This window comes from Agrobacterium sp. LEGMi-208b, assembly GCF_059511785.1.
In genome coordinates, this window is record NZ_CM183446.1 from 1552634 (window position 1) to 1569618 (window position 16985).

15 protein-coding genes are annotated in these 16985 nt (G+C 57.7%); 5 read left to right on the plus strand and 10 right to left on the minus strand.

All coding sequences use genetic code 11. From position 1 onward, the window contains the following. Nucleotides 1–40 precede the first annotated feature (40 nt). On the minus strand, nt 41–853 hold the full coding sequence (locus AC5YUO_RS21620) for an arginase family protein (RefSeq protein ID WP_496155138.1): 813 nt from the start codon (nt 851–853) through the stop codon (nt 41–43). Nucleotides 854–970: 117 nt separating this feature from the next. Here AC5YUO_RS21620 and AC5YUO_RS21625 point away from each other — a divergent pair, with 117 nt between their 5' ends. The 3 genes from AC5YUO_RS21625 to AC5YUO_RS21635 all read left to right on the plus strand — a co-directional run bounded on the left by AC5YUO_RS21625 (nt 971) and on the right by AC5YUO_RS21635 (nt 6555). Then, nucleotides 971–1315 carry a gamma-glutamylcyclotransferase family protein gene (locus tag AC5YUO_RS21625; RefSeq protein ID WP_496155139.1) on the plus strand — a complete coding sequence of 115 codons (345 nt, stop codon included), beginning with the start codon at nt 971–973 and terminating at the stop codon, nt 1313–1315. 543 nt (nt 1316–1858) lie between these two features. After that, nucleotides 1859–2377: a nitrate reductase associated protein gene (locus tag AC5YUO_RS21630; RefSeq protein ID WP_496155140.1), complete on the plus strand. Its 519-nt coding sequence runs from the start codon at nt 1859–1861 to the stop codon at nt 2375–2377. Continuing rightward, nucleotides 2377–6555, plus strand: a complete 4179-nt coding sequence (locus AC5YUO_RS21635; protein WP_496155141.1) for a bifunctional nitrate reductase/sulfite reductase flavoprotein subunit alpha — start codon at nt 2377–2379, stop codon at nt 6553–6555. Before AC5YUO_RS21630 ends, AC5YUO_RS21635 begins: the two co-directional genes overlap by 1 nt. Nucleotides 6556–6799: 244 nt before the next feature. Here AC5YUO_RS21635 and AC5YUO_RS21640 read toward each other — a convergent pair whose 3' ends face one another. Next, entirely contained in the window at nt 6800–7549 is a 750-nt protein-coding gene (locus AC5YUO_RS21640) for an SDR family oxidoreductase (RefSeq protein WP_496155142.1), read from the minus strand. Between the two features lie 91 nt (nt 7550–7640). Next, nucleotides 7641–8579, minus strand: a complete 939-nt coding sequence (locus tag AC5YUO_RS21645; protein WP_496155143.1) for an alpha/beta hydrolase family protein — start codon at nt 8577–8579, stop codon at nt 7641–7643. A gap of 171 nt (nt 8580–8750) precedes the next feature. On the opposite strand from AC5YUO_RS21645, the gene AC5YUO_RS21650 reads away from it, so the two are divergent. Continuing rightward, complete coding sequence (locus tag AC5YUO_RS21650; protein WP_286172398.1) at nt 8751–9308, plus strand: TetR/AcrR family transcriptional regulator; 558 nt, start codon at nt 8751–8753, stop codon at nt 9306–9308. Between the two features lie 254 nt (nt 9309–9562). Here AC5YUO_RS21650 and AC5YUO_RS21655 read toward each other — a convergent pair whose 3' ends face one another. Continuing rightward, nucleotides 9563–9943: a winged helix-turn-helix transcriptional regulator gene (locus AC5YUO_RS21655; RefSeq protein WP_110760674.1), complete on the minus strand. Its 381-nt coding sequence runs from the start codon at nt 9941–9943 to the stop codon at nt 9563–9565. 126 nt (nt 9944–10069) lie between these two features. On the opposite strand from AC5YUO_RS21655, the gene AC5YUO_RS21660 reads away from it, so the two are divergent. Next, a complete protein-coding gene (locus tag AC5YUO_RS21660) occupies nt 10070–10903 on the plus strand; it encodes an enoyl-CoA hydratase/isomerase family protein (RefSeq protein ID WP_496155144.1) in 834 nt (277 codons plus the stop codon). Between the two features lie 105 nt (nt 10904–11008). Here AC5YUO_RS21660 and AC5YUO_RS21665 read toward each other — a convergent pair whose 3' ends face one another. The 6 genes from AC5YUO_RS21665 to AC5YUO_RS21690 form a co-directional block, all read right to left on the minus strand. After that, nucleotides 11009–12574, minus strand: a complete 1566-nt coding sequence (locus AC5YUO_RS21665) for a methionine--tRNA ligase (RefSeq protein ID WP_496155145.1) — start codon at nt 12572–12574, stop codon at nt 11009–11011. A 282-nt stretch (nt 12575–12856) separates the two neighbouring features. Next, complete coding sequence (locus AC5YUO_RS21670; RefSeq protein ID WP_496155146.1) at nt 12857–13870, minus strand: alpha/beta hydrolase; 1014 nt, start codon at nt 13868–13870, stop codon at nt 12857–12859. 106 nt (nt 13871–13976) lie between these two features. Beyond that, nucleotides 13977–14345 (minus strand): ethanolamine utilization protein, encoded by a 369-nt coding sequence (locus AC5YUO_RS21675; RefSeq protein WP_496155147.1) that lies wholly within the window; start codon nt 14343–14345, stop codon nt 13977–13979. Between the two features lie 99 nt (nt 14346–14444). Next, entirely contained in the window at nt 14445–15281 is an 837-nt protein-coding gene (locus AC5YUO_RS21680; RefSeq protein WP_496156538.1) for an alpha/beta fold hydrolase, read from the minus strand. Nucleotides 15282–15617: 336 nt separating this feature from the next. After that, on the minus strand, nt 15618–15899 hold the full coding sequence (gene alaE / locus AC5YUO_RS21685; protein ID WP_496155148.1) for an L-alanine exporter AlaE: 282 nt from the start codon (nt 15897–15899) through the stop codon (nt 15618–15620). A 127-nt stretch (nt 15900–16026) separates the two neighbouring features. Beyond that, a complete protein-coding gene (locus AC5YUO_RS21690) occupies nt 16027–16893 on the minus strand; it encodes an AraC family transcriptional regulator (RefSeq protein WP_496156539.1) in 867 nt (288 codons plus the stop codon). Between the last annotated feature and the right edge of the window lie 92 nt (nt 16894–16985).

Genomic DNA, 16985 nt, shown 5'->3' on the forward strand with positions numbered 1-16985 from the left:
TGCTCGGTCCTGCAATTTGAGTTCTGAGTAGTGCATTGACTTATCTTTTCGACAGAAGGGGCGAGATGGCATGGATGAGGTGAGCCAAAGATGCTGCGTTTTCGGTCTCGTCCCCGGATGCCTCGAACTCGGCAAGCTCAATCCCTACAATCTGATGTTGGGGGATTGCCTCGAAAATTGCGCGTAACTTCTCCGGCACCAAACCTCCGGGGATAGCGTACGCGGCTGGAACAAAGCCCGGCTCCAGGACGTCCCAGTCTGTATGGATCCAGACAGGGTTGTCTCCGATCATTCGCAGGATCGTTTCCGGCCGAGAGTCCGCCGGCGATAGAAACCGAACACCTACCCTAAGCAAGGCATCTCGTTCCAACTGATCGATATCTCTTGCACCGGCAATCACGACTTTCGACGGATCGATGCCGGCACCCATCCCACTTTCCCACAGCCCGCAGGCCGCTGCGAGGACCATCCCGCCGAGATAACCACTTGCCGTTGTCTCGGGCGTATTGAAATCGCCGTGGGCGTCGATCCACAGGATCGTAGCGTCGGGGTAATTGCGAGCCAATATGGGCAAGGTTGCAAGGCTTGCCGAACAAGTATTTGCAATCATGAAAGGCTTGTTGTCGCGCGAGATGATTGCTGAAACGTTATTTTGCAAAGCCTCAAGCGTTTCGCGGGCTTCCGGCAGGCTGGAAGACCAGTCGTCGATTTTATGTCGAGACGGTGTGCCCACGACGATTGGCTCCAGGCCGCTCAGTTTTCCGACCGCGTCTGCTGTCAGTTCTGCGCCGCGTATTGCGCCGGGACTGCGATCGGCCAGACGGCCTTGGGAAACAACAAGCTCGAAAGGCAAAGTTACACTCCTCGTCCGGTTGGACGATCGATTGGAAACGATGTATCTGTCGGAATATATCGTGCGCAGGTCACTGACAACTGGTTGCCCTGCCTTAGTGACAACGGAAAAAGCCCTATGCTCAACGCAACCCTTCACCTGTTCTCTTACGGCACGCTTCAACTGGAGAGCGTCCAGTTGGCCTCGTTCGGACACCGACTGACAGGTCAAGCCGATGCGATGCCTGGTTTCAGAAAAGAGATGGTCGAGATCACCGACCCCGATGTGCTCGCTAAAAGCGGAGAGAGGTTTCATCCGATTGTCGTGCCATCGGCTAATCCGGCAGATACAGTCACAGGAACGGTGTTCCTGATTACTGAAGAAGAACTCGTGGCTGCGGACGAATACGAGGTCTCGGACTACAAACGGATTGAAGTGGTCCTCGCATCAGGCAAAAAAGCCTGGGTCTATGTGAAGGCGTAAGCAACATTCAATTCCGCTCTATTTCAGGACCTCTTATTTACGGACATTGACTGCTGATCAAGGCTGTTCTCTTGGGCGGTGGACCCGTAAGCGGCGTGCAATATTGCCTCTTCAAACGGGGCAGAAGGGCAAAGGCGAGTGGCCGCACATCGACCCGGGCGGTCTGCTCACTTGCTTGATACAATCGTCCTTCCTGTCCGCACATAATATCCAGTATTCCTGCCACGTCTTTTGACGATCGCCCAATGGGGAGGCATTCTTTTGGATGATCTCTCGGTAAATGCTGATTTTCTCAGCTTTTATTGGTGTTCAATTCCTTCACGAGCCTACCCCGAAAAGGAAATCTATACTGGCACAATTATTGCTTCAGTTAGATTGATCGCCGAGTGTGGTCACCATAGCGTCCAACGGCGGACGATACATTGCAAAGCTGCAGATCTGAAACTGGCGTCCTTTCCGGGACGGCAATTTTTGGTCTGCAGCTTTTTTGTTTTGGGCTTTTCTCGGGACCGCAACAGTCCTGGTTGTGAGGGATAGAACGGGATGTCTGCCAATCATCTGAAATCGCCAACAGCTATACCAGACGAGATGCGAACTTTCGAATTCGAGAAGGATTTCGTCGGCACCCTACGGTGTATTCCCATGGCCGTGCGGTTCAAACTGGATCTTTCCGGCATCAAACTTTCGCTGCGCCAGTGGAGCCGCTTGATTGAGCCGGAACGTCGCTGGCTGCTTGAGTATCGATGCGACACGCCGGTCAATGTTCAGTTTTACCGCGACACTCTGTCAGAATTTATCGAGAACCGCACCGGTGAGGTCGCAAAGCCGATTGCGTCTGATGAAGCAGTGGAATGGACATCGTCGAACCGGGTACCGGAAGCGGTGACGATTCAGTCCGCAGTCAAGAGAGTTGCTGCGCCAACAGCCGATCAGTGGAGAAAGCTGACCGATCTCCAACGGTTCGCGCTCATCAAGCTGACGCGAGAGGGGCATGACAATGATAATTTTGTCCCTGCGCTGTTGGAGTTCGGCCTGCTGCCAGAAGCGGAGGCAGTTTTGTAATGTCCAGCGTGAAAACGGTCAAAGGCTCCTGTCCCTATTGCGGCGTCGGCTGCGGTATCGTCATGGAGGTCAAGGATAACAAGATCACCAAGGTCTCCGGTGACAAGACCCATCCGACGAATTTCGGGCGACTTTGCACCAAGGGGAACACCTGTGGACAGGCCGTTGCGGACACCGGGCGGATGGAAAGCGCCCACATGCGCACGTCTCGTGGTCAGGATCAGATTCCTGTTTCCATGGATAAAGCAATCACTGAAACCGCCACGCGTTTGAAGTCGATCATCGAGCAACACGGCCCGGATGCCGTTTCGCTCTATGTTTCGGGCCAGATGTCGCTTGAGGCGCAGTATCTTTCCAACAAGCTTGCGAAAGGCTTTATCCGCACAAAGCATATCGAATCCAATTCGCGGTTGTGCATGGCCAGCGCCGGAAGCGGTTACAAGCTTTCGCTCGGTTCCGATGGACCGCCCGGTTCCTATCAGGACTTTGACAAGGCCGACCTGTTTTTCGTGATCGGCGCGAACATGGCCGATTGCCATCCTATCCTGTTTCTTCGCATGATGGACCGTGTGAAGCAGGGGGCAAAGCTGATTGTCGTTGACCCGCGCCGCAACGCCACCGCCGACAAGGCGACACTGTTCATGCAGATCAGGCCCGGAACCGATCTGGCTCTCATGAACGGCTTGCTGCACCTGCTCGTCGTCAACGACCACATCGACACCACCTTCATTTCCGAGTTTACCGAAGGCTGGCAGCAAATGCCGGATTTTCTGGCGGAATACACGCCCGAAAAAGTGTCGGAGATCACAGGCCTCGCAGTAAAAGATCTCATCGAAGCCGCAGACATGATCGGTACGTCACCGGAGGTGATGAGCTGCTGGACGATGGGGCTGAACCAGAGCACCCATGGCACGTGGAACACCAACGCCATCTGCAATCTGCACCTGGCGACCGGAAAAATCTGTCGCCCGGGAAGTGGCCCATTCTCGCTGACGGGCCAGCCCAACGCCATGGGAGGACGCGAGATGGGCTATATGGGGCCGGGCCTTCCCGGTCAACGCTCGGTGCTGGTTGATGCGGATAGGACATTCATCGAAGACCTCTGGAAAGTCCCGCATGGCACATTGCGGGCAGAGGCGGGTGGTGGAACCGTCTCGATGTTTCAGGAGATGGCCGATGGCGGGATCAAGGCATGCTGGATTATCTGCACGAACCCGGTCGCAACGGTTTCCAACCGGGACAATGTCATCAAGGCGCTGAAGGCTGCCGAACTGGTGGTGACACAGGATGCGTTTCTGGACACCGAAACCAATATCTACGCCGATATCCTGCTGCCTGGTGCGCTCTGGGCAGAGGGTGAGAATGTCATGATCAACTCCGAGCGTAACATGACGCTGACGCGCAAGGCCGTTGAGCCGCCGGGGGACGCACTGCCGGACTGGCTCATCATTGCGCGCGTCGCCTGTGAAATGGGTTATGCCGATGCGTTCAGCTACGCTTCTTCCGCCGAAGTGTTCGAGGAGATCAAGCAAGCACGGAACCCCAAAACGGGCTATGACATTCGCGGCGCAAGCCATGAGCGCCTTAGCGAAGGTCCGTTGCAGTGGCCGATTGCATCTGCGGAAAGCGGAGACCGCAATCCCATCCGCTACATTAATAACGGCATCAGCCAGTATCTCAAGGCCGGAGATAATGGGTCACCCCGGCTGAGTTTCGCCACACCCAGCGGCAAAGCCGTGTTCTTTGCCCGCCCGCATATGGACCCCGCCGAAATGCCCGGTCGCAAATTCCCCTTCGTGCTGAACACCGGGCGCCTGCAGCACCAGTGGCACACCATGACGAAGACCGGAAAAATTCCGACACTGAACAAGCTCAATCCCGGTCCCTTTGTCGAAATTCATCCTGAAGATGCTGCCGAGCTTGGTATAGAAGATAAGGATCGAGTTGAAATCCGCTCCATGCGAGGCAAGGCGATTTTACCAGCCGTGGTGACGGATCGCGTCCTTCCAGGAAACTGTTTCGCGCCATTTCACTGGAACGACAGTTTCGGCGATGACCTTGCGATCAACGCCGTCACCAGTGATGCAGTCGATCCCATCTCCCAACAGCCCGAGTTCAAGTTCACTGCCGTTGCGATCCGCCTCAGTGAAAAAGCCGTTTTGTCTAAACCTGTAGAGGAGGCGCCTCCTTTGAATGCACTGGTCCACACCGAAGCAGCCGTTTCTCTAGCGCCCAAGTCCGAAATTGCTGCGTTCAGCATGATGACAGGTGTGGGCCTCGCGCCGGTTCCGCAATTGACGCCGCCGGAGCAGATATATCTTCAGGGCTATATCACGGGCCTGAACGCGGCGGCGGCAACGGGATTGATTGATGTTCCCGTCTTGCCGGATCACGCACCTTTTGCGCCAGAACGCCGTCTGTTGATTGACGGTATGCTGGCAGGACTATTCTCCCGGGGGCGCAGCACCTATTCGGACAGCGTGTCTCTTCCGTCTGGCAGCGTTTCCACCTCTGCAGCGAAACAGGAAGCTCCGGTCGTGCTCATCGCCTGGGCTTCACAAACGGGCAATGCTGAAGCAGCAGCCAACAATTTTGCCAAGGTTCTGCAAGGGCAGGACCGAAAGTTCCGTCTCGTCGCACTGGATGACCTCACCGATGATATTTGTGAGGCCGGAATATGCCTGTTCTTCGTCAGCACTTTCGGGGATGGCGATCCGCCCGACAACGGCGGCGGCTTCTGGAATATGCTGAACGGAAAGGCTGCACTGCGTCTGGAAACGCTGCGCTATTCGGTCTGCGCGTTCGGTGACAGCAATTACGATCAGTTCTGTGGCTTTGGCCGCAAACTCGACCAGCGGCTGGAATCCCTTGGTGCTCAGCGTATCGCTGATCGGGCCGATTGCGAACCGGACTATGAGGAGCTGGCAACTGCATGGGGCAGGCGTGTTCGCGACGCGCTAAACCCTGCCAAAGTCCCTGAGTTAGTCGGGGTATCATCGCAGACGTCTGTCGCTTCAGAGGCAACCTCGCTGGTGCCTGATGTCGTCGCTCCGTCTAAGCCGGTTTTCAGCCGGAAAGCGCCTTACCCGTCCCGACTGCTTCTCAATAAACGGCTGACCGCAGAAGGCGGCGGCAAGGATGTGCGGCAATTCGTGTTCGACCTTGGAGATGGTGAGCTCAGTTACGAAGCAGGCGATGCCCTGGGGGTCTGGCCCAGCAACTGTCCAATGCTGGTCGACGAAATTCTGACGACCCTGAAGTTGAAAGCCGACAGCCCGGTTCGGGTTGATGGCGTAGGCGAGCTGCCAATCGCCGAGGCACTTCAGAAACATTTTGAAGTCGGTCGGGCGAATGCCGACTTTGCGAAATGGTGCGCAACGCAATCCGGCAACAGCGGACTGGCAAAGCTACTGGAAGGAGGTCGTGAAGAGGTTTCAAACTGGCTTTGGGGCAAGCAGGTCGCAGATATACTCGCTTTTGCGCCCTGCAAGGTTGAAGCGCAGGAATTTATAAGCGGTCTGAAACGCCTCCAGCCACGCCTCTATTCGATTTCGTCCAGTTCGAAAATGAATCCGAAAGAGGTCCACCTGACAGTGTCGGTCGTCAGATATATGAATGACAAAACGAGTAGATCCGGTATAGCGTCTGCTTTTCTGGCAGACTGCGCGCTTGATGCTTCCATTCCGATCTTCGTTCAACCTTCGGCACATTTTCGTGTGCCCAATAATCCCGAGACACCCGCGATCATGATTGGACCCGGCACAGGCATTGCGCCCTTCCGCGCCTTCCTTCAGGAGCGTGAAGCATCCGGCGCAAAAGGACGAAACTGGCTGTTCTTCGGAGAGCAGCGGCAGGCGACAGACTTTTACTATCGCGATGAAATGGAAAGATGGACCCAATCCGGTCATCTTGCGAAGCTTGAGCTCGCATTCTCTCGAGATCAGGACACAAAAGTCTACGTGCAGGACCGTATGCGTGAGCATGGCGCGGAATTGTTCCGGTGGCTAGAAGACGGAGCACATTTCTATGTTTGCGGTGACGCGAGCAGAATGGCCAAGGATGTCGACGCGGCCCTCAAGGAAATCGTCGCACTGCATGGAAATATGCCGAGCGACCTGGCGGAAAATTACGTCAAGGCGCTCGCTGGCACGAAACGATACGTCCGTGATGTGTATTGAGGTGATTTCGTACCTACTATACTTCGCTGTAGCGCGCCCTGATGTGGTACGCGCCCCGTGTTAATTGCGCCAGGAGACAGGTTTCTGAAATCTGCCTTCCCTGTGTTGCTTAACAAGGTTGCGGCAGGAGCGTAGGAGCGAATGAAATTGGGATGACGGAGCGTATCGGCTCATTGGACTCTTCCGAGCGGAACGGCCGGATCTCATCGAACGATCCGGCCGGTGAAGGGGCAGAAGTAAGCCGTTATGCGACCTGTGCGGCAAGCTTTACGGCGTCCGCGCCGGCCAGGATGCGAAACGGCGAAGAGGCATCGGTTACTGCCTGCCAGACCGCTTTTGCCACGTCGCTCGCAGTGGTGATTTCGGCCGGCTGCGGCGGTGTTGCGGAGAACACCTGTTTCGCCCAGCTGACATAGGCTTCGGGTATGCTGTTCTGCGAGCGGTCGCGGGCGGTCGCGCTAAAGGAGGTTTCCGGCGCTCGACCGGGGACGATCAGCCGAACGCGCACCCCAAACGGCTCCACCTCCAGCGCCATGTTCTCGCTGAATGCTTCCACGGCCGCCTTGCTGGCAGTATAGGCGGACAACATCGGCAACGGCTTGAGCGTCACGGCGGACGACACATTGACGATCACGCCCGTCCCCTGCGCGCGGAAGCCGGGCATTGCTGCTTGCGACATCGCCATGGTGCCGAAGGTATTCAGTTCAAAAAGCTGGCGTGTTGCGTTGATCGAAACGCCTTCCAGCGCTCCCATCAGACCGGCGCCGGCATTGTTGACGAGGGCGTCGATCGGCCCTGCTTCGTCCAGAGCGCGGGTGATGCTGGCAGCGTCGGTCACATCGAGGGCCACGACGCGCAGCCGTTCGGATGCGGGCAACAGATCCCCTCGAGGCGTGCGCATCGTGGCAATGACAGTCCAGTCGCGATCGAGGAAATAGCGGGCAGTCTCAAGCCCGAAGCCGGACGAGCTGCCGGTGATGAGGATGGTGGTCATGTGAAACTCCTGTTTGTAGTGATGGTATAGCGCAGCCGTGGAAGGGCTGAACGCGCGTTACGAGGGAGCCGGAAAAGGCGGACCCGGCGACCTACTTCGTCTCGACGCTGCCTTCCGGCGCAGCATCGGCTGCCAGCGTCGCGATCGTATCGGAAAATGCGAGATCGCCGGGATAGAGCGCGCTGCGGAGGTAGGCGGTTGAAAGCCGCTGGATCGCGTCGACCCGCTGGGGCCGTTCGTCTGTCGTCTCGCGCGCCTCGTAACCGGGGATACCGCCGAGAGCATGCTCGCCGCCAAAGGCCGTAAACAATGCCTTGGGTGAAGGGCTCAAATCGTAGGCATCACGCCACCATTCGGCGCCACGTGTCGAAAGCGTGCCCACATCACGGTCGCCGACGATGATCAGGGTCGGCGCCGTCATGGTCGAGAAATCTGGATACATGAATGGATAGGTACGTGCTGCATATTCGGTCAGGTCATTGCCTCGGCCTGGCGCCGCCAGCAGCACGCCCGCCTTGATGCGATTATCCTTCCTGTTGACGACCGATCCGTCGTCGGGATCGAGGTGGGTGGCGCCAAGCAGGGTACTGGCGGTCTGCCCGCCCCACGAATGGCCGCCAACCGCGATGCGCGAGTGATCGAGCCGCCCGCGGATCATCGGTGCCTCACTCTCGATGTGATCAAGTCCGTCGAGAATGGCTGCAAGGTCTTTCTCGCGGAAGCGCCAGAGTTGCGGGCGGCGAGGGTCGTCCGGTGCAAGACCGAGCATCCGCGAATCCAGGTGTGTTGGCTGGATCACGGCGAAACCATGTGCTGTCCAATAATCGACGAGTGGACCGTAAGCGTGAAATGACTGGCCATTGCCGTGCGAGAAAATGATGACGGGCAGCGCGTCGCCTGCGACGGGGAAGGAAACCCGGACGTGCAGGTCAATGCCTCGTCCCGGCGATGGCAAGGTTATGGGAGCGATGGAAACAATAGCGGGGAAGCCGGCGGCATGCGCGTGGGTTCTAGCGAATGAGCTGGACATGGGACTGCGAACCTCCGGGCTAGCAAACGGATCAATGATCCGCTATACTTTAATACGGATCAATGATCCGTTTAGCAAGAGGGATCGCAAAAAATGTCGTCCGCCAAATTCCGGAATCCAGCCGAGGCAGTGTCACCGGTTCCAGGTGATGCCCAAGCGCCCGCACCGCGAATGCGTGCCGATGCCCGCAGGAACGAGGAAGTCGTTTTGGAAGCCGCCAAGATCGTGTTCGCCCGTTCGGGGGTGGATGCGCCCATCCGGGAGATTGCGACGCAAGCGGGCGTTGGGCTGGGCACGCTCTACCGCCGTTTCCCGACCCGCGCCGACCTGGTCGCAGCGGTGTTCCGCCGCGAGGTTGACGCCTGCGCCGATGCGGCCGGGCCGCTTGCCGCCGAGCGGGGGCCAGTCGATGCGCTGGCAGCCTGGCTGATCCGCTACACGCGCTTCCTCGCCACCAAGCAGGGTTTGGCCGCCGCGCTCCATTCCGGAGATCCTGCATTCGCCACCTTGCCGGACTATTTCCGAAGCCGGTTTGAACCCGCCCTGTCGATGCTGCTGAATGCCGCTGCGGATGCGGGCGAAGTCCGTGCCGACGTTGCGCCCTACGATCTGCTGCGCGCGATCGGAAACCTCGCCGTGGCTTCGGGGGAGGATGGGCCGGCGCACACCGAACGAATGCTCATGCTGCTGCTGGATGGACTGCGTTATGGTGCGGCGAAGTCGAAATAGCCACACGCAATTGCCAGTAAGACGCTCGATAGGACCGGCGCGCCCGCTCGCGCAAGCGGTCTTTACGCTCCAGTACTGAGTGATGCCGTCGTCCGGACGCCCAAGCAGGTCGGCATGTTCTCGGCGCTAGTTCTCTTGCACCACGGCGCTCTCGCGATCACAACGGGTATAGAGGCAACTGCCATCCTCCAGTCGGTGCGGAGGCCGCGGCTGTTCGGTGGTTGAGGTCGCGGAGTAGCCGCAGCCTCAATCCATTACATAGGGCCAAATGATGCGTCATAGCTGCGCTGGCAGTCCTGGATCACATCGATGTTCTCGACCGTCCAATCGAACAGGATCGAGAACGGCCCTTGCAGCGATCGGCCGAGCGGCGTCAGCGCATACTCGACGCCGAGCACCCGCCCATCCAGAACCCTGCGCGTCACCATGCCATTGCGCTCCAGTTTGCGTAGCGTCTGGGTCAAAACGCGCTGGGTCACGCCATCGAGGCGGCGCTTGATCGCGTTGAAACGACGGGGCTCGCTGAGCACCGCCAGCACCATCATCGACCATTTGTCGGCGATCTGGTCGAGGATCACGCGGCTCGGGCAGTCGGCACGGTAGACAGGGTCATTTTCACTTGTTGGTTCATCCATCGGTATGCTCCGGCATCCCTGGGATACTTTAGGTGCGTAATTGACGCTAGGTATCCGATGAATACTTTAGGGTCAATGGCGCGAAACATCGGCGCCAGAATTTCCCGAAGAACAGAGATATTACAGATGGCAGACACAGATTTCCGCAAGATTCTAGTTTCCCAGGCGGACGGCGTCGCGACGATCACGATCGACAATCCTCCAGTCAACGTTCTGGATGTCACTTTGATGAGCGAGATGCGCCGCTTTCTCCTTTCCGTTCGCGATGACCTGGACACGCGCGTCCTCGTTTTCCAGAGCGCAGACCCGGAGTTCTTCATTGCTCATGTCGACATGACATTGATCGATGAGCCGCACGCCTTCGACGAAATTGCTCGTGAGGCTCCGGAGGGCCTCAATCCTTTCCAGGCACTCGGGGAACTTCTGCGAGAACAGCCGCAAGTCACGATCGTCAAGCTGGCCGGCTTGGCGCGCGGTGGCGGCGCGGAATTTGTCGCGGCGGCCGACATGGCGTTTGCCGCCGAAGAGCGGGCGGGACTCGCCCAATGCGAAGCGCTGATGGGCATCACGCCCGGTGGCGGCGCCACGCAATATCTGTCCAGCCGGATGACGCGCGGCCGGGCTCTCGAACTGATTCTTGGCGCCGATCTCATCGATGCGGCGACGGCGGAACGCTATGGAGGGATCAACCGGGCTCTGCCGGGCGCGGAGCTCGACGATTTCGTCGACCGGTTGGCGCGCAATATCGCCGCCTTGCCCGAAGGCGTGATCGCCGCGGCCAAGAGGGTGTTGCCTCCTCAAGATCTGCGGGATGGCTTTAAGCGCGAGCATGAGGCCTGGGCAGGATTGTTCGAGCGCCCCGCTGCCGAAAAGCTCATCCGGGGCGGATTGAAAGCAGGAGCACAGACTAGGGAGGGTGAGAGAAATCTGGAAAGCTTGCTGCGTGCGTTGAAGATGTGAGGCGTGACTGATCAGACTATAGCGAAACCGCTCCAACGAGCTATAGCGAAGCGGTTTCGGTCTCTGATGGGCGCGCCTGCGCTTTTGAAAGCGGTGACGCCAAAATCATGACTTCGTTCGCACCGCCGTCTGCCGCGGGAAGAGGATCTCTCCAGATGATGTCTTTACTCCGGTAATGGATATTCGAAAATCATACTGCGCCGGGCAGGGTATTCCGAGCGTCGCGTGCAGCCTGGAAGCTGTTTCAGGTAAGAACGGGAGCAAACATTGAGCAACGATGGCGAGGCCGTAGACCTGTTCTGCCAGAGTAGCCCCAAGGCGATCGGATATCGCTTGTCGTTCCGCACTACCGAGTTCAACGGCTAAAGCCTTGGCATCGGACCAGGGTGCTTTGCGTGTAAACTCCCGGTTCGCGGACCCGAGGTAGGAGAAAATCTCACTCAGGCCGATATGGAGCTCGTATTTGTCAAACGAGTTCAAGATCTTTTCGGGGAGGATGGTTGCCTCGCGGACAAGAGCGCTGTCCGGGACCGAAGGCGTAATTCCGGAAAAGGATGATGCCAGCAACGTGAGAACCCGATTGAGGAGATTTCCCAGCTGCCCGCCGAGTTCTCCAGACCATGCGGCCTCAAGCCGTTCTTCAGAGAAATCGCCATCATCAGCGGAACGGATGTGCCGTAGCAGATAATAGCGCAATGCGTCCGGGGTCTTGTAGTCCTGCACGAAGACCTCGGGATCGACGCCGTTGCCGGCCGACTTTCCGATTTTTCGACCGTCCAGGGTTAGATAGCCATGAACGAAGATCGAAGACGGGAGCGGCACTCCGGCTGACAGGAGTATTGCCGGCCAGTAAATCGCGTGAAACTTGGAAATTCCCTTGCCGACAAAATGGATGCGTTCGCCCTGTTGCGACCAATATCGCTGGAACAGGCTTTCGTCGGAACCATAGCCGAGGCCTGTGAGATAGTTCGCGAGGGCATCGAACCAAACATAGATGACCTCGTCGCTCGCAGGCACGGGCACGCCCCAGCCACGCGCGCGGTCAGCACTGCGCGACACGCTGATATCCTCGAGCCCTCGTCGAAGCAGGGCGAGTATTTCGTTACGCCGGTGAACTGGGACGACCTCGATCTCGTTTGTCTCGATCAGACGTTGAAGGCACTCGCCATATCGAGACAGGCGAAAGAACCAGTTTTCCTCTCTCACGATCTCAAGCGGGATACCGTGCTCCGGGCATCTTCCGTCGTCCAGATCCGTGAGTTCGTAAAACTGCTCGCAGCCGACGCAATAAAAGCCCTCATAGCTCTTTCGATAGAGGTCGCCATTCCTGGAGCACGCGTTCCACAGCGAATGAATGCAGGCAATATGTCTCGTATCCGTGGATGTACGAACGAATGCATCGTTCGAAATTTGGAGGTGCCTGCCGAGCTGTTCGAAGCGGTCGGCATTCTCTCCCACGAAGTCGGCCACCGGACGTCCTGCTGCTTCCGCGGCGCGAACGTTTTTCAGACTGTTGTCATCCGTACCGCACTGAAACCTGACGTCTTTGCCCAGAAGTCGAGAGTGGCGGGCATAAGCATCGGCCTGCACGAGTTCGAGCGCAAAACCAACGTGCGGCGCGGCATTGACGTATGGAATCGAGGTGGTGATGTAAGTTTTCGTGCTGTTCATCGGGATATCCTTGTGAAGCTTGCATTTCCTTCAAGGCGGATCGACCAATGAAAAAACCGCCTCAAGGGCGGTCTAAGGTGCATGACAAGCGCACAAAATCCGCCACGCTAGGAGCGCGGCATCATCATCGTGGCGTTGGCGAGGTATGTTCTCATGCTGTCAGTGCTATCATCCGGTTGCGAGCGAAACAAGCCCGTATTGAGGGGCGTCTCCAAATCATATCGCTGTTGGTTCGTTCGCAACAGATCACCGTTTCGATCCATCGAAGTAAGCTTTGGATCGTCAGGGAACGAATGCCTGGAGACATTCGGTGACGAAACGGGCTACTTCCTCCGCAAGCTCCATATCTTCCGGAGACTCCGAGAATCCACAATGCGGCATCGCCTCGAACACATGAAGTTCGACCGGGGCTCCCACGCGTCGCAACTTGCGATGGAGCCGCACCGAATTGGAGAGGAACAGGTCACGCGTTCCGCTCTGCAGGAATATCGGCGGAAACTCGGCCGACATCTCTCCGAACAGCGGGGATAAATACGGATGCGCCAAGTCGGCACCGCCCGCATAAAGCAGATTGTTTCGCATAAGGGGATGGGGAAGCACGACATCGATGGTGCGGTTGGTTTGAAAGCTGTCGCCCGATTCCGTCAGATCTAATTCTGGAGACAACAAGACGACGCCTGCCGGAAACCGCAGGCCTTCATCGCGTGCCCGCAGGATGGTGGCGAGGGCAAGATTGCCACCGGCCGAGCGACCGCCAAGTACGACGCGATCGGCCCCATAGTGATCGATCACGTGCCGATACACCGCCAGGCAGTCGTCGAGCGCTGCCGGATAGGGGTGGTCGGGTGGCATCCGGTAGTCGATACCGTAGCAGGTCATCCCGAGCCGGTTTGCCTGTAGCCGTGTGCTCTCACGACAGGCATCGCCACCACCGAATACGAGCGCGCCGCCATGCAGGTCGATGAAAACGCAGTCTTTGAGCCGCGGGCTTTCCGGTAACGCGACATGGACAGTTGCGGTGCCCAGGCGCCGCGTTTCGATCTCGGTGCTTGTTTCATTCGTTGCTGCATTGAGAGCCGCGGCGTAATGGGCCTCGGCTGCAGCCTGCAACTGACGCCAAGCTGCCCGATCGTTTGGTGCCGGTATTGGATAAAGCGCATTGAGTGGTGTGCCGTCATATTGTACGGCTGCGCGCAGCATGGCCTGCGCTTCCTGACTGATCGACGTTGGTACAGGAATGATCCGTTCGCCGACGTGTACACCTTCCACGGGGGAGAGGTTCTGTTCGTTCTTCAAGCGGGCACTCCTGTTCACACTTGGTTTATTGTGCAACTACCCGAACCAACGCAAATGACCCACGCCGACAAACGCAACGGTAGGTCGGCAGAATCGATCGTCCACATCACGTCGAGCTCGATGATGTGGGTTCTGGCTGCTGCCAATGAGGAAATGTCACATAGGCGGTCACGGCGCCCGTCTCATGAGAACGGATGGTCACCTTGTCGCCTGTCTGCATTGCAATGATCTCGCCAGGCCTCGCTGTCTGCGATCCATGTGCGTCTGAGACAGTTATGCTTCCTTCCAGGACAATCATCGTGTCGTGTACGGACATGGTCTCTTGCAGAACCTGGTTCGGGCCGTAGCGCCCGAACCCGATGGTGACTGGCCCGCCGTGGCGCTGGTCGAGCAGGTTGCCGGTGAAGATCTCACCTTCCTGCCCCGGCGAGCGTTCAAACAACACGTCGGCAATGGCGAATTTGTAAACGGTCATGGGCTGTCTCCTGAAGATTGGAGCCGAGCGAGGGATGGGTCGATAGAGTGACCGCCGCGCAACGGTTGATGACGCGGCGGCCCGAATTGATGGAGCCTGCTATTTGGCAATGAAAGCCAGGATATCCTCGTTCAGAACATCGGCGTTGACCGTGAGCATTCCATGTGAGTACCCGGGATAGGTCTTCAACGTGCCATTCCTGAGCAGTTTGACCGCCTTTGAAGCTGATGCCGCAATCGGAACGACCTGGTCGTCCTCGCCGTGCATTACCAGTGTCGGAACGGTGATGGCCTTCAGATCTTCTGTCTGGTCGGTTTCCGAAAATGCCTTGATGCCGTCGTAATGTGCCTTGGCGCTACCCATCATACCTTGTCGCCACCAATTCTGGATCACGCCTTCATGGATTTTCGAACCCTCGCGATTGAACCCGTAGAACGGACCGGAGGGAACGTCTCTGAAGAACTGGGCACGGTTGCTGGCCAGCGCTGAACGGAAGCTGTCAAAGACCTCGATCGGTGTGCCCTCGGGATTGCTGCCGGTCTTCAGCATCAGCGGCGGAATGGCGGCAACTAGAACGGCCTTGGCAACACGATCGGCCGGTTCGCCGTGCCGCGCCACATATCGCGCGACTTCGCCGCCGCCGGTGGAATGGCCAACGTGAACTGCGCTCCGCAGGTCCAGGGCCTTGGCTACGGCAAAAGCGTCGGCTGCGTAATGGTCGATGTTATGACCTTCGGCAACCTGCTCCGAGCGGCCGTGCCCGCGCCGGTCATGTGCGACTACGCGAAATCCCTTCGACAGGAAGAAAAGCATCTGCGCGTCCCAATCGTCGGACGATAGAGGCCATCCATGGTGAAACACGATTGGCTGGGCATCTTTCGGGCCCCAGTCCTTGTAAAAAATCTGTACACCGTCGTCTGTGGTCACGAAGCCCATGTTACGCTCTCCTTCTGATGATTTAATTGTGGCAGGTTCGTCGCCTCGCACGTGGCGCGGCCAAAATATTGAACTGGCAGCAACGGCTGCTGCAGAGGTCAGAGCCTCGCGGCGGCTGAGCGGCAGGTCCAGACCAAAATAGCGATGCATCGACTCGTCCCTTGGTCTGATTAAAAACAGGTGGCGTTGCAGAACAGCTTCGTCCTGTGGCCGTTGCGGCGTTGGCAAGAGCACTCGGACCTGCGGCTAGAGAATTGGGAGTTTGGTTCTTTCAAAACTTGCGTTTGCAGGCTTGCTGGAGCACCCGTTCAACCCGCGTTGAGACTTGATGGCATCTCAAGACGTGAACCGATAGGCCGCTTTCATGCAAAGCTGTGTCGCAAAAAGCGGAACACAAACGAGTTTGGCGCTCGCGGGCCTTCTGTTTCGGCTTCGAGCCGCCTGACGGAAGACTGAAGAGGCTGCGTACGAAATTGCCGCTGCTCCAATGACCCCTCGGATAAGGCGGCTACCGGTCGCACCGCTGAAGGAGATGATCGCGGTGTAGAGTGGCGCCTGAAAGCTTAGAAGTGCCATTAGGGCAGGACATGGCGATGGAAGGTGGGAAAAGCCTGCCATCCATCGCGTAGCTCATCAAAAAGCTGATAAGAGATACCGAATGCTGTTCACTCCCCTGGATTGTGTGCCGGCCTAAACACATAAATCCCTGATCAATTTCTTTTTCTGTTAGCGGAAACGACTGAGTTCACCGCTCAAGATCAGCCATCGGCGCGTTGCCGAACATGCTCTTGTATTCGCGGCTGAACTGCGACGGACTTTTGTACCCCACCTCATATGCCACGCGCGATACGCTGGTGCTTCCGCCGGTAAGGAGCTTGCGTGCCTCAAGCAAGCGGATATGACGCTGAAACGCGAGTGGGCTGAATCCCGTAACTTCCTTGAAATGTCTGTGAAAGCTTGTGACGCTCATATGAGATGACGCTGCCAGTTCAGGAATGTTGACAACCTCGCTGTGATTGACGGCGAGCCAATCGGCTGCTGCCTTGAGTTGCTGGAACCGGTCGTTCCGTTTGCCAACCTGTCGGAGGGTATCGCCCATCGAGCTTTGGAGAAGACGATAATAAAGCTCGAACTCGTAGTGTGGTGCCAGCGCGCCAATATCCTCTGGCTCGTTCAGCAACCCAACTAGGCGAGTGAGTGCATCGCCGACCGACCCGTCGAGATCGCCTGCGGCGACTGCGCACGTCCAGCGATCCTCGCGTTTGGGCATATCGAGCATGACGCGCGTCAGGATGTCGGCATCAAGATGAAGACTGATGCCGACATAAGGCAGACCGGGTCTGGCCCCGGTCAATTGGTGGCTGTAGGGCAGGCCGAAGGACGAGACTGCACAGGTACCCGCTGTCAGCTCGAACCGATTGGCGCCCATGATCAAGACCTTTGTTCCGCGTAAGACAGCATAGAACATCGGTTCGAACACGGCCGGAGTAGGCGACGTCACCCTTGTACTGGTCCAAAGCATCAGGCGCGGAACTGGCGTGGGAAGGCCGATGGTTCCTCCCTGTTCCGGGATAAACGGAGCGACATCCTTCAGCAGGTGTGTGGTCGGCATCACCAAGTTTAGCATCGTGTCAGTATGTCGTGATTTGGCAGGATCAGGCAAGTATCTGAGAAGATCGGGAATGCTGTCTGCATCGTTGCCGC